The following is a 1,536-nucleotide window of genomic DNA, read 5'->3' as shown; positions in this document are numbered from 1 at the left end:
TAAATTTCAAAATGACAAAGAACGATTCGGACCAAATGGGCCAAGTTTATTTAATTTTTAATTCGTCCCAATTTTAATGGGACACTAATGTTTTACAAAGGTAAAACAATTAAGTAAAATTCATCTATCATTGCTTTTCATATTTATTGTGTCTTTCTCTTTTGCATCGGAAGTATTAGCACTTACAGCAACCAGACAGTATGACATCGCCACGTTTGATCATACCGCTGGAAAACAACGATATACAATCTGAATCAAAACAGATTGTATATCACCAATTTCTTTTTTTGTGCCTTGTTAAACGTATAAGAAGTTCCTCCGGCAGATTTTCCATCCCAATAGGCAATCAGCCTACAGGCGTGTGAAATCATGTAATCATTACGGTGGGCATAGCATTGGGCATAATAATATTCGGATAGAACTACCACCTTGTCGGCTTGGCGCAAAATATCAGCATACCTCTGTTTGTCCTCTTTGTTGAAATACACATCTTGCCCGACATAAGGAACAACCGCCACCAAAACCATATCGGGATATTGTTTCCTTTGTTCAAGTACGGTATGAGCAGCCATCATGTCAAATCCAACCGCACAACCAATATAGAAAAAACGGATTCCATTCTCATAGCAGAAACGTACCTCTTCATTCAACGATACGGACAAAGCATATTTATTTGTTCGTATCGTTCTATGACCGGTAAAAGCAACGGACATCATTTTCATCCATTTATCACGTGCCTTTCTACATATATCCAACGAACCTGCCGAAGTTTCATACACCATTCCATTCACCTCATAACGATAAGTGAACCAAGTAGTATCTCCAAAGATATCCTTCTGCTTCTCTATATAACTCTCTTTTTCTTTCATCTTATAACATACGGACAACTGTTTTACCTAAAAAGAAACCTCCCAAAACCTCACCTCCTATTTTTTCCAACTGACATGCGAAACGAGCATACGAAAACCCTTTTGTTAAAATATCGTCAAATACCAAGATTTTCTTACCCCGAAAAAAGTCCTTGTCAAATTCTATCACTTGTACTTTTTGAAGCGACTTGCTGTCAAATTTCTCGTGAATAGCCAAACGATCTCCACTGACACGTATATGTTCATACGCATTGATAGCACCTGAAAACTTACACACAGCCGAAGCAAACCCCTTATAACGAAGTTCATTCTTATCAGCGGAAGAAGCCGGAACACAAGCAAAAACAATATTCTTAACATCATCACCAAAAACTTGATGTAACTTATTCGCTATCATCCAAGCTATATTCAAATAAGCTTTTCCATCCTTAAAACTCCATATCATCTTACGAATTTGCCATTCTCTTTCCGTTGCCTGCCGATATTGCATAGGAAGATACTCAAAGAAAGAAAACATCATCTTATGCCATTGTCTGTCTAAACTAGGATATTTACTCTGATGTGCCATAGTCTTTTATCTATTAAAATTAAACTTATGCTTCAGCTAGATTTAAAGACCTTTTTTTAAACCCCTTTCCGGGATGGCCTTTTCTTTCTGCCGACTTTT

At 37.2% G+C, this 1,536-nt stretch carries 2 protein-coding genes; both read right to left on the bottom strand.

Annotation, left to right across the window (positions count from 1 at the left end):
- Positions 1-254 precede the first annotated feature (254 nt).
- A complete protein-coding gene (locus tag DWX33_RS22090) occupies positions 255-869 on the bottom strand; it encodes an SLOG family protein (RefSeq protein WP_005868759.1) in 615 nt (204 codons plus the stop codon).
- A gap of 1 nt (position 870) precedes the next feature.
- The gene (locus tag DWX33_RS22085) at positions 871-1,437 is read right to left on the bottom strand and encodes a phosphoribosyltransferase (RefSeq protein WP_005868760.1); all 567 of its coding nucleotides are present in this window, start codon (positions 1,435-1,437) and stop codon (positions 871-873) included.
- Positions 1,438-1,536: the final 99 nt, after the last annotated feature.

Source organism: Parabacteroides sp. AF19-14 (assembly GCF_003635485.1).
In the GTDB taxonomy this organism is placed as follows: Bacteria; Bacteroidota; Bacteroidia; order Bacteroidales; family Tannerellaceae; genus Parabacteroides; species Parabacteroides distasonis.
The sequence above is the reverse complement of the archived record's forward strand: the minus strand, read 5'-3'. Positions and strand labels throughout refer to the sequence as shown.